This window comes from Streptomyces sp. NPDC000941, from assembly GCF_053599555.1.
The window spans coordinates 1-21,738 of the sequence record NZ_JBSFMM010000192.1 but is presented as its reverse complement, the minus strand read 5'-3'; the positions used below and the strand labels follow the sequence as shown (position 1 = coordinate 21,738).

Annotated in this window: 19 protein-coding genes and 2 tRNA genes; 8 read left to right on the top strand and 13 right to left on the bottom strand. The window is 70.3% G+C overall.

Translation table 11 applies throughout. From position 1 onward, the window contains the following. Positions 1–511: 511 nt before the first annotated feature. Positions 512–1,024 (bottom strand): ATP-binding protein, encoded by a 513-nt coding sequence (locus ACWDSL_RS40745; protein WP_450493126.1) that lies wholly within the window; start codon positions 1,022–1,024, stop codon positions 512–514. A 234-nt stretch (positions 1,025–1,258) separates the two neighbouring features. Here ACWDSL_RS40745 and ACWDSL_RS40740 point away from each other — a divergent pair, with 234 nt between their 5' ends. From ACWDSL_RS40740 to ACWDSL_RS40730, 3 genes are read left to right on the top strand one after another with little or no spacing between them, the layout of a single operon-like run. After that, positions 1,259–2,110: a helix-turn-helix domain-containing protein gene (locus ACWDSL_RS40740; protein ID WP_450493125.1), complete on the top strand. Its 852-nt coding sequence runs from the start codon at positions 1,259–1,261 to the stop codon at positions 2,108–2,110. A gap of 11 nt (positions 2,111–2,121) precedes the next feature. Continuing rightward, entirely contained in the window at positions 2,122–2,316 is a 195-nt protein-coding gene (locus ACWDSL_RS40735) for a DUF397 domain-containing protein (RefSeq protein ID WP_450493123.1), read from the top strand. A 50-nt stretch (positions 2,317–2,366) separates the two neighbouring features. Then, positions 2,367–2,567 (top strand): DUF397 domain-containing protein, encoded by a 201-nt coding sequence (locus ACWDSL_RS40730; protein WP_450493121.1) that lies wholly within the window; start codon positions 2,367–2,369, stop codon positions 2,565–2,567. A gap of 120 nt (positions 2,568–2,687) precedes the next feature. On the opposite strand, the gene clpX is transcribed toward ACWDSL_RS40730, so the two are convergent. The 5 genes from clpX to ACWDSL_RS40705 form a co-directional block, all read right to left on the bottom strand. Then, positions 2,688–3,974 carry an ATP-dependent Clp protease ATP-binding subunit ClpX gene (gene clpX, locus ACWDSL_RS40725; protein ID WP_450493119.1) on the bottom strand — a complete coding sequence of 429 codons (1,287 nt, stop codon included), beginning with the start codon at positions 3,972–3,974 and terminating at the stop codon, positions 2,688–2,690. Between the two features lie 178 nt (positions 3,975–4,152). Then, positions 4,153–4,824: an ATP-dependent Clp protease proteolytic subunit gene (locus ACWDSL_RS40720; protein WP_450493117.1), complete on the bottom strand. Its 672-nt coding sequence runs from the start codon at positions 4,822–4,824 to the stop codon at positions 4,153–4,155. 52 nt (positions 4,825–4,876) lie between these two features. Beyond that, complete coding sequence (locus ACWDSL_RS40715) at positions 4,877–5,491, bottom strand: ATP-dependent Clp protease proteolytic subunit (protein WP_043487611.1); 615 nt, start codon at positions 5,489–5,491, stop codon at positions 4,877–4,879. 364 nt (positions 5,492–5,855) lie between these two features. Further along, positions 5,856–7,316, bottom strand: a complete 1,461-nt coding sequence (gene tig, locus ACWDSL_RS40710) for a trigger factor (protein ID WP_450493115.1) — start codon at positions 7,314–7,316, stop codon at positions 5,856–5,858. A 166-nt stretch (positions 7,317–7,482) separates the two neighbouring features. Further along, positions 7,483–7,559: transfer RNA gene (locus ACWDSL_RS40705), tRNA-Pro, on the bottom strand. Positions 7,560–7,732: 173 nt separating this feature from the next. Here ACWDSL_RS40705 and ACWDSL_RS40700 point away from each other — a divergent pair. Beyond that, positions 7,733–7,806 (top strand) — tRNA-Gly (locus tag ACWDSL_RS40700). A 116-nt stretch (positions 7,807–7,922) separates the two neighbouring features. On the opposite strand, the gene ACWDSL_RS40695 is transcribed toward ACWDSL_RS40700, so the two are convergent. Then, a complete protein-coding gene (locus ACWDSL_RS40695) occupies positions 7,923–8,117 on the bottom strand; it encodes a hypothetical protein (protein ID WP_385610751.1) in 195 nt (64 codons plus the stop codon). Between the two features lie 622 nt (positions 8,118–8,739). Here ACWDSL_RS40695 and ACWDSL_RS40690 point away from each other — a divergent pair. After that, positions 8,740–9,921 carry an acyltransferase family protein gene (locus tag ACWDSL_RS40690; protein ID WP_450493113.1) on the top strand — a complete coding sequence of 394 codons (1,182 nt, stop codon included), beginning with the start codon at positions 8,740–8,742 and terminating at the stop codon, positions 9,919–9,921. A 117-nt stretch (positions 9,922–10,038) separates the two neighbouring features. On the opposite strand, the gene ACWDSL_RS40685 is transcribed toward ACWDSL_RS40690, so the two are convergent. The 3 genes from ACWDSL_RS40685 to ACWDSL_RS40675 form a co-directional block, all read right to left on the bottom strand. After that, complete coding sequence (locus ACWDSL_RS40685; protein ID WP_450493111.1) at positions 10,039–12,528, bottom strand: ABC transporter permease; 2,490 nt, start codon at positions 12,526–12,528, stop codon at positions 10,039–10,041. Continuing rightward, a complete protein-coding gene (locus tag ACWDSL_RS40680; RefSeq protein WP_450493109.1) occupies positions 12,525–13,421 on the bottom strand; it encodes an ABC transporter ATP-binding protein in 897 nt (298 codons plus the stop codon). Before ACWDSL_RS40680 ends, ACWDSL_RS40685 begins: the two co-directional genes overlap by 4 nt. A gap of 262 nt (positions 13,422–13,683) precedes the next feature. After that, on the bottom strand, positions 13,684–14,826 hold the full coding sequence (locus ACWDSL_RS40675) for a PP2C family protein-serine/threonine phosphatase (protein WP_450493107.1): 1,143 nt from the start codon (positions 14,824–14,826) through the stop codon (positions 13,684–13,686). A 128-nt stretch (positions 14,827–14,954) separates the two neighbouring features. On the opposite strand from ACWDSL_RS40675, the gene ACWDSL_RS40670 reads away from it, so the two are divergent. Next, on the top strand, positions 14,955–16,184 hold the full coding sequence (locus ACWDSL_RS40670; protein ID WP_450493106.1) for a GNAT family N-acetyltransferase: 1,230 nt from the start codon (positions 14,955–14,957) through the stop codon (positions 16,182–16,184). Positions 16,185–16,216: 32 nt separating this feature from the next. On the opposite strand, the gene ACWDSL_RS40665 is transcribed toward ACWDSL_RS40670, so the two are convergent. Continuing rightward, positions 16,217–17,026 (bottom strand): Fpg/Nei family DNA glycosylase, encoded by an 810-nt coding sequence (locus tag ACWDSL_RS40665; RefSeq protein ID WP_450493104.1) that lies wholly within the window; start codon positions 17,024–17,026, stop codon positions 16,217–16,219. Positions 17,027–17,033: 7 nt separating this feature from the next. Next, positions 17,034–17,522 (bottom strand): ribose-5-phosphate isomerase, encoded by a 489-nt coding sequence (locus ACWDSL_RS40660; RefSeq protein WP_014179664.1) that lies wholly within the window; start codon positions 17,520–17,522, stop codon positions 17,034–17,036. Between the two features lie 179 nt (positions 17,523–17,701). Between ACWDSL_RS40660 and ACWDSL_RS40655 the strand changes: the two genes are divergently transcribed. After that, entirely contained in the window at positions 17,702–19,186 is a 1,485-nt protein-coding gene (locus ACWDSL_RS40655; RefSeq protein WP_450493103.1) for an amino acid permease, read from the top strand. Positions 19,187–19,321: 135 nt separating this feature from the next. Here the strand turns inward: ACWDSL_RS40655 and ACWDSL_RS40650 are convergent, their stop codons facing one another. Then, entirely contained in the window at positions 19,322–19,957 is a 636-nt protein-coding gene (locus tag ACWDSL_RS40650; protein WP_450493101.1) for a biotin transporter BioY, read from the bottom strand. Positions 19,958–20,245: 288 nt separating this feature from the next. On the opposite strand from ACWDSL_RS40650, the gene ACWDSL_RS40645 reads away from it, so the two are divergent. Continuing rightward, positions 20,246–21,676, top strand: coding sequence for an amino acid permease (locus tag ACWDSL_RS40645; protein WP_450493100.1), 1,431 nt, complete (start codon positions 20,246–20,248; stop codon positions 21,674–21,676). Positions 21,677–21,738 lie beyond the last annotated feature (62 nt).

Below are 21,738 nucleotides of genomic sequence, written 5' to 3'. Positions count from 1 at the left end.
GCGACACGCCGTCGCGTCGGCGTGTCGCCGTCTCATACTCACCGCAAAGTCAGGCAGCGATTCCGAAGCCATCGTCTGGACGGCATGGTCCGGACGCCGCGTGCGGGCATCATCTCGCGCCTTCGGCGCACAGCGGCCAACAGCGGGAAGGGGAGGGGGCCGGAGGCATCGTCGCCGTCCAGCCCAACGGGCCCTCACCGGCCACGGGCGGCGGAACGGCGGAGGGTCGCCCGGAGCGGTGGGCGTCGGTCCGGTTCGGGCCCTCCCCCCGCCTGCTCTTAAAAAGATGCTTGCTCTGCATCAAGTACTGCATCAAGCGACTATTTATGAGGGGGTGGGTGGAGAGCCCCAACCTCAGCCACCCGCCGGGCCGAGCAACCGGGACATCGGGCCGGCCGCCCCCTTCCCCCCTCCTGCTGGCGCTTTGGACCCGAAGGGTCCGAGACGAAACCCGCACCCGCCCGAACCGAATGCCGCGAGACGGCGCACAGGCGCAGGCGAAGCGCAGCACTCAAGCCGCGATGCCGAAGGCGTCGTGGTGTGGGGTGAGTTCGAACCACAGGAGCTTTCCGCTGGTGCCGGAGTGGTGGTCGGTGAGCGGGTAGCCGCCCCAGTTGTCCGCGCACAGGCGGACGAGGAGGAGGCCGCGTCCATGGGTGGCGCGTGCGGTGTCGGCCGCCTCGGTGAGTGCGCTGTGGTGGGTGAGCGGGCCGGGTGGGGTGTGGAAGGGGCTGGGGATGCGTGGATTGGAGTCCCAGACGCTGACCCGGAGGTGGTGTTCTTCCATGTTGCGGAGGCGGAGCTGTGCCGGGCCGTCTGAGTAGTGGAGGGCGTTGGTGACCATTTCGCTGGTCAGCAGCTCGGCCGTGTCGGCGAGCCCGGTCATGCCGTGGCTGTGGAGTACGACGCGGAGGGTGGCCCTGGCGACGCGGGCGGCCCGGGCGTCGTGGGGCAGGCGGAGCGAGTAGGTCCACGGCTGGCTGGATGGCTCCAGGCAACGGGCCTGCGGCGATACGGTGGGCATGGAAGTCTCCTGGCAGAAGGTGGAATTGGCTGGCGCCGCGCGGTGTCGTTGCCGTCCCCTCGCTGCAGTCGGGCAGGCCGGTGCGCTTCCGCGTTGTGCGGCGGGCCAGTTGAGTGGCTTGCCTCACACCGTAGGGTGGCTGCATGAGTTATTAGCCGCTCTCGCGCAAGTCGTTAGAAACACGCTCGTGTGGGTGACAGGCGGGCGCCGTGGATGGACGAGGAGTACGGGACGATGACCGCCAGACCGGCGCCGACCGCGCGTCGGCTGCGCCTCGGGGCCGAACTGCGAAGACTCCGCGAGCGCGCGGAAATGAGCTCAACCGACTCCGGACGCCTGCTCGGTACGAACCAGACCCAGATCAGCAACATCGAGTCGGCCCGGTTCGGCGTGAGCGCGGAGCGCGTACGGGTGATGGCGCGCAACTACGACTGCCCGGACCACGAGCTGGTCGACGCCCTGGCGAAGATGGCAGGTGAACGACACCGGGGCTGGTGGGAGGAGTACCGGGGCACTCTGCCGTCCGGCCTGCTCGACCTCGCCGAGCTGGAGCATCACGCGGTGCGGCTGCGCACGGCGTACACGGCCCACATCCCCGGCCTGTTGCAGACGACAGAGCATGCCCGCGAGGTCTTCACGCACGGGGTGACCAAGCTGTCGCCGCCGGAGATCGAGCACCGGGTGTCGTTCCGGGCGAAGCGGCAGGCAGTGCTCTACCGGGATGCCCCGGTGCCGTACCACGCGATCGTCCACGAGGCGGCGCTCCGGATGAAATTCGGCGGCCCCAAGGTGGCCCGTCGGCAGCTCGAGTATCTGCTGGAGATGGGCGAGCGGGAGCATGTCTCTGTTCTGGTGATCCCGTTCGACGCCGGAGCCTATCCAGGCTCCGGGCAGTCGATCTGCTACGCGGACGGGCCCGTCGCCCAGCTCGACACCGTGCAGTTGGACCAGTCCCATGGGCCGGTGATGGTGGATACCGAGGGGGAGCTGACCAAATACCGAGGGCTCTTCGAACGGCTGGACGCCGTCGCTCTGAAGGAGCAGGATTCGCGGGACTTCATCTTCGGCATCATGCAGAGCCTGTAGGGGAATGGAACATGCCTCAGCCTGACTGGCAGCGATCGTCGTTCTGCAGCGAGGGCAACGCGTGCGTCTACGTCGCCGCCGCGGGCGACGACGCGGTCCTGCTCCACGAGAGCGACCAGCCCGATGTCGTCCTGACGACGAACCGGCGCACGCTGTACGCATTCATATCGGGAGTCAAGGCAGGCGCGCTCGACGACATGGGATGACAGCGCCAGCCCGCCTGAGCGGCGCATCGCACAGGAGATCTGAAGGGGAGATGGCGTTGTCCACGCTCGGCTGGCGGAAGTCCACGTACAGCGAAGAAGCTTCATCCTGCGTCTACGTCGCCGCCGCGGGCGACGGCGCGGTCCTGCTCCGCGAGAGCGACGAGCCCGACGTCGTCCTGGTGACGACACGACGCACGCTGCGGGCGTTCATATCGAGGGTCAAGGCAGGCGCGCTCGACGACGTGTCGTGACCCCCATCGTGACCTCCTGGGCGCCAGGCCGCCTGAGAGGCGCTGAGGCCCACAGGACGCGAGGAGGGTCCCGGGGAAACCCGTGACCCTCCTCGCGTCCTACAGCGCCTTGCGGCAGCCTTACGCGCTCTTCTCGTGGCGCTCGCCCGACTCGCTGCCGCGGCTGCGCGGCACGAGGGTCGGGTTGACGTTGGAGTGGACGACGTCCTCGGTGATGACGACGCGGGCGACGTCCTTGCGGGACGGCACCTCGTACATCGCCGACATCAGGACCTCTTCAATGATGGCGCGCAGGCCGCGCGCGCCGGTGCCGCGCAGGATCGCCTGGTCGGCGATGGCCTCCAGGGCGGGGCGGTCGAAGTGGAGCTCCACGCCGTCGAGTTCGAAGAGCCGCTGGTACTGCTTGACCAGCGCGTTCCGCGGCTCGACGAGGATCTGCAGCAGCGCCTCGCGGTCCAGGTTGTGGACGGAGGTGATGACGGGGAGGCGGCCGATGAACTCCGGGATCATCCCGAACTTCACCAGGTCCTCCGGCATGACCTCCTGGAACTGGTCGCTCGCCTCGATCTCGCGCTTGGAGCGGATCGTGGCGCCGAAGCCGATGCCCTTGGCGCCGGCCCGCGACTCGATGAGCTTTTCCAGACCCGCGAAGGCACCGCCCACGATGAACAGCACATTCGTCGTGTCGATCTGGATGAACTCCTGGTGCGGGTGTTTGCGGCCGCCCTGCGGCGGCACCGAGGCGGTGGTGCCTTCCAGGATCTTCAGCAGCGCCTGCTGAACGCCCTCGCCGGAGACATCACGGGTGATCGAGGGGTTCTCGCTCTTGCGGGCCACCTTGTCGATCTCGTCGATGTAGATGATGCCCGTCTCGGCCTTCTTGACGTCGTAGTCCGAGGCCTGGATCAGCTTCAGGAGGATGTTCTCCACGTCCTCGCCGACATAGCCCGCCTCGGTGAGGGCGGTGGCGTCGGCGATGGCGAAGGGGACGTTCAGCATCCGGGCGAGGGTCTGCGCCAGCAGGGTCTTACCGGAGCCGGTCGGGCCGAGAAGCAGGATGTTGGACTTCGCCAACTCGATGCCGTCGTCCCGGTTGTGGGCGCTGTTCTCGCCCGCCTGAACCCGCTTGTAGTGGTTGTAGACCGCGACGGAAAGCGCCTTTTTCGCGGCCTCCTGGCCGACGACATAGCCCTCGAGGAACTCGTAGATCTCACGCGGCTTGGGAAGTTCCTCCCAGCGCACCTCGGAGGTCTCGGCGAGCTCTTCCTCGATGATCTCGTTGCAGAGATCGATGCACTCATCGCAGATGTACACACCCGGGCCCGCGATGAGCTTCTTCACCTGCTTCTGGCTCTTCCCGCAGAACGAGCACTTGAGCAGGTCGCCGCCGTCACCGATGCGTGCCACGAGGTGATTCCCCTTCGCCTTGGATCCGCTCAGTTTCGCGAATCCGGGTGCTTGCGCTGCGCTTTCTGCTTCTGTTACCGGGGGCCGACCCCAGCCCCCTATGACGGTACCTTGCCCAGGGCCCGGTTCGGGCCCCCCTTGGCCCTACTCGGTACAAGGGGGGCGCCGATACCGGAGTTCAGCCCAGGCCCACCGACGTCTTGCGGGTCGAGACGATCTGGTCGATCAGACCGTACGACAGCGATTCCTCGGCCGTGAGGATCTTGTCCCGCTCGATGTCGTCGCGGATCTTCTCGATCGGCGTCGTGGAGTGCTTGGCCAGCATTTCCTCGAGCTGCGAACGCATCCGCAGGATCTCGTTGGCCGCGATCTCCAGGTCGGAGACCTGACCGCGGCCGGTCTCGCTGTACGGCTGGTGGATCAGAATGCGGGCGTTCGGCAGCGCCATCCGCTTACCGGGCGTGCCGGCGGAGAGCAGCACGGCCGCGGCGGAGGCCGCCTGGCCCATGCAGACCGTCTGGATGTCGGGCTTCACGAACTGCATCGTGTCGTAAATGGCGGTCAGCGCGGTGAACGAGCCGCCGGGCGAGTTGATGTAGATCGAGATGTCACGGTCGGGGTCCATCGACTCCAGGCACAGCAGCTGCGCCATGACGTCGTTGGCGGAGGCGTCGTCGATCTGCACGCCGAGGAAGATCACGCGCTCTTCGAAAAGCTTCGCGTACGGGTCGTACTCCCGGATGCCCTGGGAGGTCCGCTCGACGAAGCGCGGGACGACATAGCGGGCCTCGGCCTGCGGGCCGTCGTGGCGGGCGTACAGGCCCCTGCCGGGGAAGTTCTGGGTGTTCACATGCACCGTCCTGGTGATGAGCAGTGGGCTGGGTCGGCTGGGAGCGGGCGGCTCAGGCCCCGGTGCCGCCACCGCCCGGGATGTGTGCCGCGGAGGCGATGACCTCGTCGACCAGGCCGTACGCCTTGGCCTCCTCGGCCGAGAACCAGCGGTCGCGGTCCGAGTCGCGCGTGATCTGCTCAACGGTCTGGCCGGTGTGGAAGGCGGTGAGGTCGGCCATCTTCCTCTTCGTGCGCAGCAGCTGCTCGGCGTGGATCTTGATGTCCGACGCGGAGCCCGCAAGGCCCGCGGACGGCTGGTGGATCAGGATCTCGGCGTTCGGCAGCGCGAAGCGCTTACCGGGGGTGCCCGCGCTCAGCAGGAACTGACCCATCGAGGCGGCGAGGCCCATGGCGATGGTGATCACGTCGTTCTTGATGTACTGCATGGTGTCGTAGATCGCCATGCCGGCCGTGATCGAGCCGCCCGGAGAGTTGATGTAAAGGTTGATGTCCTTGTCCGGCTCCGCTGCGAGGAGCAGCAGCTGCGCGGTGATCTTGTTGGCGATGTCGTCGTCGACCGGCTGGCCGAGGAAGATGATCCGCTCACCGAGCAGCCGGTTGTAGACCTGGTCGCCGAGGCCTCCGAAGGTCGGCTCGCCGGCGGCGGAAGGCATCGTATTCGTCACGTATCCACCTGCTCGTCTCTGACGGCGACTGGCCGTCTCAGCGTCTTCTTCTGGGACGCGGGGGCGTAACCGCCGGTACGCTCCGGCGGGCTCGTGGGACTCCCCTGCCCTCGTATCTACGGACCCTAACGCGCTGGTCGGCGGCGGCCATCCCGCATCAGGAACTGTTCGCTCTGAGCGCAGGTTCCGGCCGGTGGCGGGGCTCGGCGGGGGCCGGGCGCGGGCTTACGAGGCCGGGGGCGCCGCCAACGGGGCGCGGAGGCCGCCCAGGGGCCGCCAGGGGCCCGTGGAACCACGAACGGGCCCGGACGCGCTCAGACGTTCGGACCCGTTCGTATGCGGGCTGGGGAGGGCGGCCGGGCGATCAGCCCTCGGCCTTGTCCCCACCCTTGTCGGCCTCACCCTTGTCGGCCTCACCCTTGTCGGCCTCGGCGGCCTGCTCGGCCTCGTTGCCGGACTCCTCGGCGGCCGACTCCTCGGAGGTGGCCTCGACGGTCTCGCCGGTCTCATCCTCGTCGTCGTCCAGGTCGACCGTCTCGCCCTTGTCGTCGACCACCTTGACGGCCTCGACCACGACCGCGAGGGCCTTGCCCCGGGCGACCTCGCCCACGAGCATCGGCACCTGGCCGCCCTCGACGACGGCCTGAGCGAACTGGTCCGGGCTCATACCGGAGGACTGCGCACGGCGCATCAGGTGCTCGGTGAGCTCCTCCTGGCCGACGGACAGCTTCTCCTTGTTGACCAGCTCGTCGAGCACGAACTGGGTCTTGATGCCCTTCTCGGCCTGCTCCTTGAGCTCGGCCTCGAACTCCTCGGCGGTCTTCTCCTGCATCTCCAGGTAGGCGTCGAGGGTCAGACCCATCTGGCCGAGCTGGTGGTGCTCCAGGTTGTGCTTACGGGTCTGGATCTCGTCCTCGAGAAGCTTCTCGGGGATCGGGACCTCGACCAGCTCCAGCAGGGCGTCCAGCACCTTCTCCTGGGCTTGGGTGGCCTGGTCGAACTTCTTCGACCGCTCCAGGCGCGTACGGGTGTCGCCGCGCAGCTCCTCGAGGGTGTCGAACTCGCTGGCCAGCTGGGCGAAGTCGTCGTCCAGCTCGGGCAGCTCGCGGGCCTTGACCTCGGACACCTTGACCGAGACCTCGGCCTCCTTGCCCTTGGCGGAGCCGCCCTTGAGCTCGGAGGTGAAGGTGGCGGAGCCGCCGGCCTCCAGGCCGGTGACCGCCTCGTCGATGCCCTCGAGCAGCTCACCGGAGCCGATCGTGTAGTTGACGCCGTTGGCCACGCCGTCCTCGAGGACCTCGCCCTCGACCTTGGCCTCGAGGTCGACGACCACGATGTCGCCCTCGGCGGCGGCGCGCTCGACCGCGCTGGTGGTGGCGAAGCGGTCGCGCAGCTGCTCGACGGCCTTGTCGATGTCCTCGTCCGAGACCTCGACGGAGTCGACGGTGACCTCGATGCCGGAGTAGTCCGGGATCTCGACCGTCGGCCGTACGTCCACCTCGGCGGTGAAGGCCAGCAGCTCGTTGTCCTTGAGCTCGGTGATGTCGACCTCGGGCTGGCCGAGCGGGTTCAGCTCACCCTCGTTGACCGCCTCGGTGTAGAACTTCGGGAGCGCGTCGTTGACGGCCTCCTCCAGCACGGCGCCGCGGCCGAACCGCTGGTCGATGACACGGGCCGGGATCTTACCCTTGCGGAAGCCGGGCACCGTGACCTGCTGGTTGATCTTCTTGTACGCCGCGTCGAGGCTGGGCTTGAGCTCCTCGAAGGGCACCTCGACAGTGAGCCGAACCCGGGTCGGGTTCAGGGTCTCCACGGCGCTCTTCACGGTTCGGTCTCCTTGGGGCTGACTTCTTGGTGTTCTGCTGCGTTGCCGTCGTGCGTTTCAGCGGATCGCGCCCGGCAGAGAAAGTCACAGACGACGCAGCTTGCATAGTAACCGCACGCATGACGCGGCCCACAATGCGATCTTGCGCTCATGACAAACGTGATGGTGGTCGGGGTGGCCGGATTCGAACCGACGACCTTCCGCTCCCAAAGCGGACGCGCTACCAAGCTGCGCCACACCCCGCCGGTGCGACACGTAGGGTACATGCCCGCGCAGGCCCCGGCTGCCGCTTTTTCGACTGGTGGGCAAGGGTGTGCGGGATGTGGTGCGGACCCGCTACGATGCTTCCCGTGCCGCGGGTCGAGCGATCACGCTCAGCGGTCGCGCCCGGGACATCCGGCGAGGCGGCGGCACAGGCGGGCGTAGCTCAATGGTAGAGCCCCAGTCTTCCAAACTGGCTACGCGGGTTCGATTCCCGTCGCCCGCTCCATGCCTCATGGCCCGGTTGCTCGGGGTTTCTCCCGGCGCCGGGCCGTATGCGTTTCTCAGGTCCTGACCTTACGCGGGGTCCGGGACCCGTCTCATGGACCCCGGGGGTCCTTCGGGTCAGATGTCGATTTCGCTGATCGAGTGCGTCACCGAGTCGAGGAAGTCCTGGATGTTCGGCGCCAGGTCGGACGATGCGAGCAAGAAGCCGAAGAGCGCCGCCACGAGAGCCGGCCCCCAGGTGATCTTGCCGTTGCGCACCATCAGCACAAGGATGATGCCCACCAGCACCACCAAAGACACAGATATGACCACGCCTGATCACACACCCTCGGTCGCTACGCATCTCACCGGCCCGGAAGCACGCGACCTCGCACACCCCCGCAACACCATCGTGCCATCAACTCCCGCCGCGCTGGAGCCGCGTGGCGGGAACCGCAGGCCCGTCGCCCCGCAGCTCATCTACCCACTGAGGGGCCCGTCGATGCGGCGCCGGACGAGCCCGGCACTCGTGAGGCCGCCCACAATTCGAGGACCTGCCCGACGATCAGAATTGGACTTGATCACATAGTCCGGCGGGAAATTCCAAATGTGCGGCGAGCCCGTTTCCACGAGTCGGCGCGTAACGACAAAGCACCAATGAACCAGACATTCCGCCAGAGCCGCCTGCGGGTCATATGTCGCCATTTAAGCGGGATGAAACCCGACAGATCGGGCACCCTGAGGGCGCCATGCGGTCCGCTCGGATCGCTTTGTCGACTTAGCCTGCACAGATGTATGCGTCTGCCATGTATGTGATAGGCAACAAAGAACTGAACGAGGTTTTACGCAATAGAGGTTTCGGGGCTATCGTGCCTCAGATGTTCCACACTGCCATCACTCCCCGGCGCGCAGTGTGGTCCCGGGTTCTCTCCCCCAGTTCATGGTGGGAGGGCCTGTGACCAACTCCCTGCGCCCGCACGGTTATCAGCGGGCCCCGCTCCCCCCGGCCCGGGAGGCGGAGCCCACTCCCCCCACACCGCACCGCGACACAGCAGGGCATCAGACGGGTCCGCCGACCGCCCCGACCGGGTCCAAGCCCAAACAGCGGGACGCGTTCTTCGACAACGCCAAGTACCTCGCGATCGTCCTGGTCGCCATGGGCCATTCGTGGGAGCCGCTGACGGACTACAGCCGGACCGCCGAAGCGCTCTACATGACGCTCTACACGTTCCACATGCCGGCGTTCATCCTCATCTCCGGCTACTTCTCGCGCAGCTTCGACATGCGGCCCGACCGGCTCAAGCGGCTCATCACCGGTATCGCGGTGCCGTATCTGGTCTTCGAGATCGCGTACACCTTCTTCAAGCGCTGGGCGGACGACGACCCCACGTACGACTTCAGCCTGCTGGACCCGTGGTACCTCACCTGGTTCCTGATCGCGCTGTTCGTCTGGCGGATGACCACCCCGATCTGGAAAATCATCCGCTGGCCCATCCCGCTCTCGCTGGCCATCGCGACGCTCGCCTCGGTCTCCCCCGACATCGGTGACGACCTCGATCTGCAGCGGGTGCTGCAGTTCCTGCCGTTCTTCGTGGTCGGGCTGCAGATGAAGCCGGAGCACTTCCAGAAGCTGCGCGGGCGCCGGATGCGGATCCTGGCCCTGCCGGTGTTCGCCTGCTCGTTCGTGTTCGCCTACTGGGCGGGCCCCCGGATGAACTCGGCGTGGTTCTACCGCCGCGACAGCGTTCAGGAGCTGGCCGCGGCGCCGTGGACCGGGCCGGTGATGACTCTCGCGCTCTTCGGCTGCTCGATGGTGCTGGTCTTCTGCTTCTTCGCCTGGGTGCCGCGGCGCCGGATGTGGTTCACCGCCCTGGGCGCCGGAACCCTGTACGGATATCTGCTGCACGGCTTCCTCGCCAAGGGCTCCCGCTTCTGGGGCTGGTACGACGAGAACCCGTGGACGCATGAGCCGCTGGGCGAGATCGTCGTCACCATCGTCGCCGCGACCGTGATCACGCTGCTGTGCACCCTGCCCGTACAGCGCGCCTTCCGGTTCGTGATGGAGCCGAAGATGATCTGGGCCTTCCGGAAGGACCCGGCCGACCAGGCCCGTAAGCGCACCACCACGGCGGCCTGACCGCCTCGTATCCGAGCGGCAGCCCGCCCGACCCGAGCACGGCACAAGGCCGCGCCAGGACCGTCGTACACGGCCCCGGCGCGGCCTTCGCCGTCTCCGGCCTCCCGTCCCCCCGCCTCAGCCGGCCCGGCCGCGGCGGAGCACCGCCCGGGCGGGCAGCCCCGTCGCGAGCAGGCCCAGCGCCACCGCGGCGCCCGCGAACCCCCCGTACGTCAGCGGCGGCAGATACGGGCCCTCGCCGGTCAGGCCGCGCACCATCGGGACGAGCGTCGCCAGCGCGATCGCCGTGCCGAGCACGACCCCCGCGATCACCACCAGCAGCGCCTCCCAGCGCACCATCCCCAGGACCTGCCGCCGCGTCGACCCGATCAGCCGCAGCATGCCCAGCTCCCGGCGGCGGTCCAGGACGGTCATCACCAGCGTGTTGGCGGCGGCGACGGCCGCGAAGCCGCCGAGGACCGCGGCCATGACGGTGTTGGCCCAGACGTTGAGCTCGTCCTCCTTGTCCCGGGCCGCCGCATAGCCGCCGGGTCCGGTGACCTCGCCGAGGGGGCGGAGCCCTGCCGCGACGGCCGCCGGGTCGGCGCCCTTGCCGTCCCGTACCAGCACATGGCTGTCGAAGGCCGAGGTCACATGGGTGGCCAGCGCCGCGCGGGGCAGTGTGACCGCCGCCAGGCCCAGCCCCCGCCCGTACGTCGCGACGACCTTCGGCGCGACGGCCGTGCCGTCCGGCAGGTGCAGCCGGAGCCGGTCGCCGACCTTCACATGCGCCGCGGATGCCAGGCTCGCGTCCACGGCCACCGTGCCGCGGCCCAGCCCGTCCAGGCTGCCCGTACGGACGTCGAGGTCCTGGACCGCCGCCAGGTCGCGGCCGGTCCCGGAGACGCCCTGCGCCGACGCGTTCTCCAGCCACGCACCGTCGCCCGAGCCCCTGGGCACCAGGACGCCGGTGCGCAGCACCCCGACCGCCGACGCCACTCCCCGGACGGAGCCGGCGCGGGCCACGGCGTCGGCGGGCAGACCGCCGGGCGCGGAGAGGACGTGGTCGGCGACGAGGCCCGCGCGCCGCTGCCCGTCCGTCGCATGGGCCTCACTGGTGTGCATGAACACCAGCGTCGAGGCGAAGGCCATGGCGAGCACGAGCGGGGTGATCGCCGAGGCCAGGCGGCGGGCGTTGGCCCAGGCGTTGGCGGCGGCCAGGGCGGCCGGGGCCCGGCCCGCCCGCAGCGGCAGGCCGACCAGCCAGGCGCAGCCGCGGGCGACGAACGGGCCGAGCAGCCCGACGGCCAGCATGAACAGCATCACCACGCCCAGCGCGGCGTTGGCCGCGTCGTCCCCCGACGCCGCGGCCGCCACGCCCGTCAGCACACCGCCGCCGGCCAGGGCCGCGATGCCCAGCAGCGTGCGGATCACCCCCGGGCGGAACGGCTCGGCCGCCGCCTCGCCGAGCGCCTGGCCCGGCTTGATCCGCGCCGGTCTGCGGGCGGCCGCCAAGCCCGCGAGCAGCGCGGCGAGCAGCCCCGCGCCGACCGCGCTGACCAGCGGGATCCAGGAGACCGCGAGCTCCACCCCGGCCGGGATCGCGCCCCGGTCCCGGAGTTCTCCGAACCACCAGTGCGCCAGCGCCATACCGGGCAGCGTGCCGAGCGCGCCCGCGAGCGGGGCGACCAGCAGCGCCTCGGTGGCGATGGACCGGCGGATCTGGCGCGGGGTGGCGCCGACCGCACGCAGCAGCGCGATCTCGCGGCCGCGCTGGCCGATGGAGAGCGCGGTGGTACCGGCAGTGGTGAAGATCGCGACCATGGTGGCGATTCCGCCGAAGGAGCCCCCGATGCCCTCCAGCACCTCCTTGGCCCCGTCGAGACCGGGCTCCTGGGCGGCGCCGCGCCCGTCGCCGGTGTGCACACGGGCGGCGGGCACCGCCTTGAGGGCGCGTTCGAGGTCGGCCGCCAGGGCGCCGGGTGAGGTGCCGGGTCCGGGGCGGACGAGGACGGCGTCGACGGTGCCGGGGTGGCCGGACAGGGTCCCCGCCTGGGGGTCGGTGAACCAGACGGCGGGCCCGGAGTCCTGGGCGTCGCCCGTACGGGTGATACCGACGACCCGGAAGCGGTGGTCCCCGTCGGCCGCGGTCAGGGTGACGCGGCCGCCCACGCGTACGTGCGCCGCGCGGGCTGCGGCCGGGTCCAGTACGACCTCGCCCTTCCGCGGGGCCGCGCCGGAGCCGAGTGCGACCCCGGTGAAGGGGGCCGAGCCCCAGCCATGGGCGGTCCAGGAGGCGCCGCCGCCCTGGACCGGGAAGCTCCAGTCGGGCGCGGCGGCGACGCCCTGCGTGCGGGCGGCCGTGGCGACGAGCGAGGCGTCGAGGCGGACCCGGTCGGGGGCGGGTTCCGACTCGTCCCGGTCCCCCACGCGCTGTTCCGCGGCGACCACGACCGGGGCGCTCGCATAGCGCCCGGGCGGCACCGTGGCCCGGAGCCCGGACTCCAGCAGGATCCCGCAGGCCGACACGATCGCGGCGGCCAGCATCAGGGCGATGAACGTGCCCGCGAAGGCGGCGGGCTTGAAGCGGACGGCGGCACGGGCAAGACCGTTGCCCAGCAGCCTCATGGGACGATCTCCCCGCACGAGGGCACCACGGCGGGCGCACCGGCCGGCACGCTCGCCGTACGGATCGGCATACCAGGCACGTCGGCGGCCGTACGGGCCGTGAGGCGGGCCATCCGGGCGGCGATCTCCTGGGCGGGGGCGCGCGTCATGCGGTCGGCGAGGGAGCCATCGGCGAGGAAGAGCACGCGGTCGGCGTAGCTCGCGGCCACCGGGTCGTGCGTGACCATGACGACGGTCGCGCCGAGCGCGTTCACGGCCTGCCGCAGCAGTCCGAGCACTTCGGCGGCGGTGCCGGTGTCGAGGGCGCCGGTCGGCTCGTCGGCGAAGACGACGTCGGGGCTGGTGACGAGCGCGCGGGCGATCGCCACCCGCTGCTGCTGCCCGCCGGAGAGCCGGCCCGGGAGGCGCCTGGCGTGCTCGTGCAGCCCCACCTGGGCGAGCACGGCCCGGGCCCGGGCGCGGTCGGGGCGCGCGCCCGCGAGCCGCATCGGCAGCACCACGTTCTGCTCCACGGTGAGCGAGGGCAGCAGGTTGAAGGACTGGAAGACGAAGCCGAGGCGGCTGCGGCGCAGCGCGGTGAGCTTGTTCTCGCTCATGCCGGTGATCTCCGTACCGCCGAGCCGGACCGAACCCGCGGTCGGCCGGTCGAGGCCGGCGGCGCACTGCAGGAACGTGGACTTGCCGGAACCCGAGGGGCCCATCACGGCGGTGAAGCTCCCCCGGGGGAGGGTGAGGTCGATACCGCGCAGGGCGTGCACGGCGCGCGAGCCGCGCCCGTACTGGCGCCGCACACCACGCAGTTCGACGGCGACGCCCTGCGCGCCGCCGATCGCCTCCCGCCCCGCCTCCCGGCGCTCCGCGCGCCGTTCTTCGCGCCGCTTCCGCAGCCGCATGGTCTCCGCCCTTCCGAGGTCGTTGTCGATGCCTCGAACGTACGGATCAGCGGGGTGCCTGAGCCATGACGGCTGCCGCCGTTTCCGGGGTGGGGCTATCCCCCGTCTGTCCCCCGCCGCCTGCCTCCCGCTGCCCGTCCCCGGCCATGGCGCCGCGGGGCAGCAGGCCGGGAAAGGGCCCGTCGCGGCCCTGGGACGGCCCTGAGAGCCCCTGGCAGGGGCGGAAGGCACCCGGGGGCCCGGAGGGGGTGGAAGCGCCGGGCTACTGGCGGCAGATCAGCAGCAGCGCCCGGTCGTCGTTGACGTCCTTGGCGACCGTCTCGATCAGATGCCATGCCGCGCCGTGGAAGTTGGACGCCACATAGCGGTCGGCCTCGCCGGTCAGGCGGTCGATGCCTTCGCTGATGTCGCGGTCGGCGGTCTCGACGAGGCCGTCGGTGAAGAGCATCAGGACGTCGCCGGGGCGCAGCGTGCCCTTCGTGGGGTCGAACTGGGCGCCGTCGTAGACGCCGAGCAGCGGGCCGTCGGCGGTCTTCTCCTCCCATTTGCCGGTGCCCGCGCTCAGCTGGAGCGCGGGCAGATGTCCGGCGGAAAAGAGCTCGAAATCGCCGCTGTCGAGGTCGAGTACGAGGTGGATGGAGGTCGCGAAGCCCTCGTCCCAGTCCTGGCGCAGCAGATAGCCGTTGGCGGCCGGGAGGAAGCCATGGGGCGGCAGGGAGCCGAGGAGGCCGCCGAAGGCGCCGGACAGCAGAAGGGCGCGGGAGGCCGCGTCCATGCCCTTGCCGGAGACGTCGGTGAGGACGACTTCGAGGGTGCGGCCGCCGTTCGTACGGGCCGCGACGACGAAGTCGCCCGAGAAGGACTGCCCGCCGGCCGGGCGCAGCGCCATCTCACGGTGCCAGCCGCCGGGCAGACCGGGCAGCTTGCTCTGTACGCGGATGCGTTCGCGCAGGTCGAACAGCATGGTGCCGCCGCGCCGCCAGGGCACCCCGACACGGCTACGGAACTGGGCGATGAGCAGGCCGAAGAAGCCGACGGCCGCGACGACCAGGATGGTGCCCGGGGTGACCCGGTCGGAGGTGTCCTGCTGGGTGTAGGGGCCGAGGATGGCGGATTCGATGATGAGGGCGGTGGCCGCCGCCCCGTAGAGCGCGAGGAGGCTGGCCGGGCGCAGCACCAGGCCGCCCGCGACGATGGGCAGCACGAGGGCGGCGGGGGCGCACCAGTCGGGCTGGGCGATGGTGCCGAAGGCGATGGCCGGGACGGAGAGCAGCAGCACGATGAGGGCGAGCCGGTCCGAGCCGCCGCCGCGGAAGTAGTCGACCCCGGCTTTGCGCACGCCAGTGCGAGCCCGGTGCAGCGCTTTGCGCAGCCGGGCCGTTGGAGTGTCTACGCCGCCAGTCATTGCATCGGGACCCTACCCACCCGTTCGGACGCGCGTCGATTCGTGGCGCGTCGAACCACCCACCGGAGTGGGCAATCGTAAGCGAAATTCGTTCGCCTGTGCCGGAATCCGCTGCTAGGGATGGGAATATGACGATGGAGCTGCGTGTGCTCGACCCATCCCACTGGGACGAGTGGTACGAGACGTTGATGCTCGCCTTCGGCGGGGCCCAGGTGTCGCCGGAGGAGCGCGCCCTGGACCGCGATTTGACCGAATGTGAGCGTTCGATCGGGGCGTGGGACGGCGAGGAGATCGTCGGGACGGCGGGGCTGTTCAGCTTCCGGCTGTCGGTGCCGGGCGGCGCCGTGGTACCGGCGGCCGGGGTCACGACGGTCGGTGTGCAGCCGACGCACCGCAGGCGCGGGGTGCTGCGCGCCATGATGCGCCGCCTGCTGGACGACGTACGCGCCGCGGGCGAGCCGCTGGCGGTGCTGACCGCGTCGGAGCCGCAGATCTACGGCCGGTTCGGCTTCGGCGAGGCCACCCGGGCCGCGCTCGCCGAGATCGACACCGCGCGGGTGGGCCTGACCGTCCCGGAGGGGACCGACGAGGTTGTTCTGCGCGCCGTGGCGTCCGAGGCCGCGCTGGAGGCGTGTGAGGCGGTCTACGCCCGTCTGGTGACCGCCCGGCCGGGGATGCTGGAGCGGCGCCCGGGCTGGGAGCGCAAGCCGCTGCTCGACCCGCCGAGCGAGCGCGCGGGCGCCTCGCCGCTGCGGTGCGTACTGGCCGAGCGGGACGGTGAGGTCACCGGTTATGTGCGCTTCGCGGTCAACCCGGACTGGGACCTGGCCGTACCGAAGGGCGTGGTGATCGTGCGCGATCTGGAGGCCCTGGACCCGGCGTCCCGCGGCGCACTGTGGCGCTTTCTCTTCGATATCGACCTGACCTGCAAGATTCGCATCGGTCGCCGACCGGTCGACGATCCGTGGCAGCACATGGTCTCCGATATCCGGCGCTGCCAGATCCTGCTGCGCGACGACCTGTACGTGCGCCCGGTGGACGTCGGCGCGGCGCTCGAGGCGCGGACGTACGCCCTGCCGGTGGATGTGGTCCTGGAGGTCACCGACGCCTTCTGCCCATGGAACGAGGGGCGCTGGCGGCTGACCGGGGACGCCAAGGGCGCGAGCTGTGAGCGGACGTCGGACGAGCCCGGGCTGCGGCTGGACGTACGGGAGTTGGGCGCGGCGTACCTCGGCGGGACCTCGCTGTCCGCGCTGGCGGGCGCCGGCCGCGTGCAGGAGCTGCGCCAGGGCGCGCTGGCGGAGGCGTCGGCCGCCTTCCGCAGCGATATCGCGCCCTGGCTCCCGCACACCTTCTGACCGCGCCCGCGAGCCTGCGGGGCCCACGGGGCCTAATGGCGCTGACAGTTCGGGCACCAGAACAGATTGCGGTTGGCGAGGTCCGCGGTGCGCACCTCGCCGCCGCAGATATGGCAGGGCTGTCGGTCCCGGCGGTAGACGTAGACCTCGCCGCCGTGGTCGTCGACGCGCGGCGGGCGGCCCATCGCCTCGGGGGTGTGCTCGGGGCGGACCGTGTCGATCCGGTTGTTCCGTACGCCCTCGCGCATCAGCGCCACCAGATCCGCCCAGATCGCGTCCCATTCGGCGCGGCTCAGATCGCGGCCCGCACGGTACGGGTCGATGCCGTGCCGGAACAGGACCTCGGCGCGGTAGACGTTGCCGACCCCCGCGACCACCTTCTGGTCGAGCAGCAGCGCGGCCACGCTGGTGCGGCTGCGGGAGACCCGGGCCCAGGCGCGGTCCCCGTCGTCCGAGGGGCGCAGCGGGTCCGGGCCGAGCCGGTCGTGCACCGCCCGCTTCTCGTCGTCGGTGATCAGCGCGCAGGCGGTCGGGCCCCGCAGGTCCGCGTACGCCTCCTTGGTGGCCAACCGCAGCCGTACGGTGTCGGTGGGCGGCGGGGCGGGGGCCGGACCGAGGCCCACCTTGCCGAACAGGCCGAGGTGGACATGGACCCAGCCGGTCGCCGGGAAGCCCAGGAAGAGGTGCTTGCCGTGGGCCTCGGCGTGCTCCAGCACCTGCCCGTCGATCAGCGCCGCGCCGTCGGCGAACTTCCCCTGCGGGCTGCTGGCGCGTACGGGCCGGCCGCCGAACAGCTCACTGTGGTCGGCGGCCAGCCGGTGGATGGTGTGCCCTTCGGGCATCAGGCCATCAGCCCTGCTGCGGGTGGTGGGCGGGGATCGGCGGCAGCTCGCCGGTGGCCTCGTACGCCGAGAGCATCTCGATGCGCCGGGTGTGACGCTCCTCACCCGAGTACGGGGTGTTCAGGAAAATCTCGACAAACTTGGTCGCCTCGTCCTGCGTGTGCATCCGGGCGCCGACGCTGATCACATTGGCGTTGTTGTGCTCACGGCCGAGTTCGGCGGTCTGCTCGCTCCAGGCCAGCGCTGCGCGCACACCCTTGACCTTGTTGGCGGCGATCTGCTCGCCGTTCCCGGAGCCGCCGATCACGATGCCGAGGCTGTCCGGGTCGGCCGCGGTCCGCTCGGCGGCACGCAGGCAGAACGGCGGGTAGTCGTCCTGGGCGTCGTAGATGTGGGGCCCGCAGTCGACGGGCTCGTGGCCGGCCGCCCGAAGCCAGTCAACTAGGTGGTTCTTGAGTTCGAAACCGGCATGGTCGGAGCCGAGGTACACGCGCATGCCCCGAGTGTGACACGGCCGTGTGGTCGCCACCGCCCGGGGTACGAGTTGCGGAAGCCCTCCGTAGCACCAACGAAACCCAGAGAAACCTCGGGTAACAATCCGGAATCAAAGGTTCAGTTGATCGTGCCCCTGAGTTTCACTGGCGTCGCTCGTCACCCGAGAGCAAAGGATCGAGCATGAGCGCACAACCTGCGACCAATACGGCCGAGGCGACGGCCGGATCCTCCGGCCCAGGTGCCCCGAACGACGGCCTCAAGGCCGGTCTCAAGAACCGCCATCTGTCGATGATCGCGATCGGCGGGGTGATCGGCGCCGGGCTGTTCGTCGGCTCCGGCGCCGGTATCGCCAAGGCCGGGCCCGGCATCCTCATCTCGTACGCGCTGGTCGGCCTGATGGTCGTCCTGGTGATGCGGATGCTCGGCGAGATGGCCGCCGCCAACCCCTCCTCGGGTTCCTTCTCCGCCTACGCCGACCGGGCGCTCGGCCGCTGGGCCGGATTCTCCATCGGCTGGCTCTACTGGTTCTTCTGGGTGGTGGTGCTGGCGGTCGAGGCGACCGCGGGCGCCGAGATCCTCGAGGGCTGGATGCCGGATGTGCCGCAGTGGGGCTGGGCACTGATCGTGATGGTGGTGCTGACCGCGGCCAACCTGGTCTCGGTCTCCTCCTACGGCGAGTTCGAGTTCTGGTTCGCCGGGATCAAGGTCGTCGCGATCGCCGCGTTCATCGTGGTGGGCGGGCTGGCCGTGTTCGGAGTGCTGCCCGGCTCGGACAACGAGGGGGCGGGCTTCGCGCACCTCACCGACCACGGCGGGTTCCTGCCGCACGGCCCGGGGGCGATTCTCACCGGTGTGCTGCTGGTCGTCTTCTCCTTCATGGGCAGCGAGATCGTCACCCTCGCCGCCGGTGAGTCCGCCGACCCGCAGCGGGCGGTGACCAAGGCGACCAACAGCGTGATCTGGCGTGTCGCCGTCTTCTACCTGGGCTCCATCTTCGTCGTGGTGACCCTGCTGCCGTGGAACGACCCGGGGATCGCGGACAAGTCGAAGGGCAGCTACGTCGCCGCGCTCAACTCGATCGGCATCCCGCACGCGGGCCAGGTCATGAATGTGATCGTGCTGACCGCCGTGCTGTCCTGTCTGAACTCCGGCCTCTACACCGCCTCCCGGATGGCCTTCTCGCTCGGCCGGCGCGGGGACGCGCCGGCCGCCTTCGCGAAGACCACCTCGCGCGGGGTGCCGCAGACCGCGATCCTCGGATCGGTCGTCTTCGGCTTCGTCGCGGTCTGGTTCAACTACCAGTGGCCGGACACGGTCTTCCAGTTCCTGCTGAACTCCTCGGGCGCGGTCGCGCTGTTCGTCTGGCTGGTGATCTGCTTCACCCAACTGAGGATGCGCGGAATCATCCTGCGCGAGAACCCGGACAAACTGGTCGTCCGGATGTGGCTCTTCCCGTATCTGACCTGGGCGACGATCGCGATGATCTCGTTCGTGCTGGTCTACATGCTCACCGACAAGGACGGACGCGAGCAGGTGCTGCTGTCCGCGGCGGTGGCCGTGGTGGTCGTGGCCTTCTCGCTGATCCGCGACCTGCTCCCCGGGGCCCGGAGCGAGGGCGCCACGGAGGGCGCCGACAGCAAGTCGAAGGAATCGGTGCTCCCTTAGGGGCGTCCTCAGGGGCGTCCTCAGGGGCGTCCTCAGGGGCATCTCTCCCCACCGCATGACTCAGGCGCCGGACGAGCCATCTCGTCCGGCGCCTGAGTGCGTACGGGAGCGGGGCGAACCCCCGCGCGAAGCCCCTCAGCCTCGGCGGCCGATCAGCTTCCAGGCGGTGGGCAGCGCGCCCATGGCCAGTGCGGCCTTCAGGGCGTCGCCGATCAGGAACGGCGTGAGGCCCGCGGCTACCGCCTGGCCGAGGGAGATGTCCGCGGCCAGCGCGAGGTAGGGGACGCCGACGGCGTAGATGATCGCCGAGCCGACCGCCATGGTGCCCACCGTGCGCAGCACCCCGCGGTCCCCGCCGCGCCGGGCCAGCGCGCCCACCGCGGCCGAGGCGAGCAGCATGCCCAGCACATAGCCGAAGGACGGCATCGCGGCGCCCGAGCTGCCCTCGGCGAACCACGGCAGGCCCGCCATGCCGAGGAGGGTGTACAGCGCGAGGGAGAGGAAGCCGCGCCCGGCGCCGAGCGAGGTGCCGACCAGCAGCGCGGCGAAGGTCTGGCCGGTCACCGGGACCGGGGAGCCGGGGACGGGCACGGAGAGCTGCGCGGCGAGGCCGGTGAGCGCGGCGCCGCCGACGACCAGGGCCGCGTCCCGGGCCAGAACCTGCCGGGAGGAGGGGGCGGACGAGGCGGCCGGCCGGGCCCGGCGGGCCGGGAAGATCACGTCCGCGAGGACCGTACCCGGGTGGACGGTGGCGGCAGAAGCGGTGCTCATCGGCGGTTCTCCGAGGTGAAAGGCGGTGTGGGACACGGTGACGGTACCCGGGGGCAGGTCCGCGATCACGGTCGGCGGGCGACAAAGCCGCACCGGCCCGCTTGGAGACTTCCGGCAGTCGGCTGCCGGGCGATGGAGTGGGTACGCAGCGTCACATGAGCGTCCGATATTCAGACATCTTGCGGCCGAATGTTGTTGTGAGCGGACACCGCCCTCACACTGAGGGCGTTTTGCCCCCAGCAGCACCCCCGTACTCGCACCCCCTCATGTAATGGACACCACAGACCCATGAACCGGACACCCGCGTCCTCCGCGTCCTCCGCGCAGGAGCGCGACGCCGAGGCGGTCGGCACCGGCCGGGCCGGCGGCGCGCCGCTGTCCCACGGCCTCAAGCAGCGCCATCTGTCGATGATCGCCCTCGGGGGCGTGATCGGCGCGGGCCTGTTCGTCAGCTCCGGCACCGGCATCGCGGCCGCCGGGCCGTCGATCGTGATCGCGTATGCGCTGTCCGGCCTGCTCGTGATGCTCGTGATGCGCATGCTCGGTGAGATGTCGGCGGCCAACCCGGCCTCCGGCTCCTTCTCCGTACACGCCGAGCGGTCGATCGGGCCGTGGGCCGGGTTCACCGTGGGGTGGACGTTCTGGGTGCTGCTGTGCGTGGGCATCGCGGCCGAGGCGATCGGCGCGGCGGGGATCATGGTGAAGTGGTTCCCTGGCACCGAGTCCTGGATGTGGGTCGCCCTGTTCATGGTGATCTTCTGCGGGACGAACCTCGCGGCCGTCGGCAACTTCGGCGAGTTCGAGTTCTGGTTCGCCGCGCTGAAGATCACCGCGATCTCGCTCTTCCTGGTCCTGGGCGTGCTGGCCATCCTCGGCGTGCTCCCCGGCACCGACGCCCCGGGCGCCGCCAACCTCACCGGGACCCATGGCTTCCTGCCCAACGGCCTCGACGGCCTCGTCCTGGGCCTGCCGGCCACCGTGTTCGCGTACGGCGGTCTCGAGACGGTCACCATCGCGGCGGCGGAGTCCGAGCATCCGGTCCGGGGGGTCGCGAGCGCGGTGCGCACCGCGATGTGGCGGATCGCGGTGTTCTACGTGGGCTCGATGCTGGTCGTGGTCACCCTGATCCCGTGGAACGACCCGTCGGTCGTCACCGACGGCCCGTACGTGGCCGTGCTCGAGCACCTCGACATCCCGGCGGCAGGTCAGCTGATGAACGTCATCGTGCTGGTGGCCCTGCTCTCCGCGATGAACGCCAACATCTACGGCGCCTCCCGCATGGCGTACTCGCTCGCGGCGCGCGGCGAGGGGCCGTCCGTCCTCGGCGGGGTCAGCGGCGGGGTGCCCCGGGCGACCGTGGTCGCCTCCTCCACCTTCGGATTCTTCGCGGTGCTGCTGAGCTACTGGTGGCCGGACACCATCTTCAAGTGGCTGCTCAACATGGTCGGCGCGGCCGTGCTGATCGTGTGGGGCTTCATCGCGGTCTCGCAGCTGAGGATGCGCCGGCGGCTGGAGCGCGAGACGCCCGACAAGCTGGTGGTGAAGATGTGGCTGTTCCCGTATCTGACGTGGGTGGCGCTGGCCGGGACGGTCGTCGTACTGGCGCTGATGACCCGCGAGTCCGACACCCGCACCCAGCTGTACTTCTCGGCCGGGCTGACGGCGGCGCTCGCGGTGGTCGGATACGTACGGCAGCGGTTGGCGGCGGCGCGGAGCTGACCACACCCGCCTGACCCGACCCAGCCCGACCCGAAGGCCCCCGCGCGACCGTGTCGCGCGGG

Coding starts and splice junctions, on each gene's coding strand:
- ACWDSL_RS40665 (WP_450493104.1), bottom strand. CDS start 17,026: ATGCCCGAAGGGCACACCATCCACCGGCTGGCCGCCGACCACAGTGAG.
- ACWDSL_RS40685 (WP_450493111.1), bottom strand. CDS start 12,528: ATGAGGCTGCTGGGCAACGGTCTTGCCCGTGCCGCCGTCCGCTTCAAG.
- ACWDSL_RS40680 (WP_450493109.1), bottom strand. CDS start 13,421: ATGCGGCTGCGGAAGCGGCGCGAAGAACGGCGCGCGGAGCGCCGGGAG.
- ACWDSL_RS40650 (WP_450493101.1), bottom strand. CDS start 19,957: ATGAGCACCGCTTCTGCCGCCACCGTCCACCCGGGTACGGTCCTCGCG.
- ACWDSL_RS40730 (WP_450493121.1), top strand. CDS start 2,367: ATGGCGTTGTCCACGCTCGGCTGGCGGAAGTCCACGTACAGCGAAGAA.
- ACWDSL_RS40660 (WP_014179664.1), bottom strand. CDS start 17,522: ATGCGCGTGTACCTCGGCTCCGACCATGCCGGTTTCGAACTCAAGAAC.
- ACWDSL_RS40645 (WP_450493100.1), top strand. CDS start 20,246: ATGAACCGGACACCCGCGTCCTCCGCGTCCTCCGCGCAGGAGCGCGAC.
- ACWDSL_RS40655 (WP_450493103.1), top strand. CDS start 17,702: ATGAGCGCACAACCTGCGACCAATACGGCCGAGGCGACGGCCGGATCC.
- ACWDSL_RS40745 (WP_450493126.1), bottom strand. CDS start 1,024: ATGCCCACCGTATCGCCGCAGGCCCGTTGCCTGGAGCCATCCAGCCAG.
- ACWDSL_RS40675 (WP_450493107.1), bottom strand. CDS start 14,826: ATGACTGGCGGCGTAGACACTCCAACGGCCCGGCTGCGCAAAGCGCTG.
- ACWDSL_RS40670 (WP_450493106.1), top strand. CDS start 14,955: ATGACGATGGAGCTGCGTGTGCTCGACCCATCCCACTGGGACGAGTGG.
- ACWDSL_RS40740 (WP_450493125.1), top strand. CDS start 1,259: ATGACCGCCAGACCGGCGCCGACCGCGCGTCGGCTGCGCCTCGGGGCC.
- ACWDSL_RS40735 (WP_450493123.1), top strand. CDS start 2,122: ATGCCTCAGCCTGACTGGCAGCGATCGTCGTTCTGCAGCGAGGGCAAC.